Here is a 695-nt window from a genome sequence, read left to right on the forward strand (position 1 = left end):
ATACGCGCCGTATTACCGTTAATACGCCAGTGCAATTCTCTGGGCCAGCGGCGGATTCTCCATTATTACAAAACCCAGCAGGTAATATTGCACTTGGCACTGTGAACAACTGTGGTGCCGGGTACACGCCATGGGGTACGTATCTGACTTGTGAAGAAAACTTCAATGGTTACTTTGGCTCTATCAGTGAAGTGACACTAACAGAAGAACGAGCGCGTTATGGTTTTAATCAATTTGGTTTTGGTTATGCATGGTACGCATTTGATAAGCGTTTTGATTTGAATGACGAAGACTACGTGAATGAGGCAAATCGCTTTGGTTGGATTGTTGAGATCGATCCATTCGATGGCACGCAAAAACCTGTTAAGCGCACTGCACTTGGTCGTTTCAAGCACGAAGCTATTGCGATTAAAGAGCTAGATGACGGTCGCGTTGCTTGTTACATGGGCGATGACCAACGCTTCGATTATTGCTACAAGTTTGAGTCATCGATGGCATGGGAACATGCAATTGCTGATGGCAAGAGCCCGCTAGATGAAGGTACTTTGTATGTTGCTCGTTTTAACGAGGATGGCTCTGGGGACTGGTTAGAATTGTCTGTGGATGTTCCAGCTCTAGCGGCTCGTTTTAATGATATGGCTGAGTTGTTAATCAACACGCGCATTGCGGCAGATATTGTTGGTGCAACGCCTATG

The 695-nt window shown here is 45.9% G+C and carries 1 protein-coding gene; it reads left to right on the plus strand.

Going from position 1 to position 695, the window contains the following annotated elements; all coding sequences use genetic code 11:
* On the plus strand, positions 1–695 hold a 695-nt coding region (locus A3762_RS22345; protein WP_156493673.1), incomplete at both ends, for a PhoX family phosphatase.

Source organism: Oleiphilus sp. HI0125 (assembly GCF_001635355.1).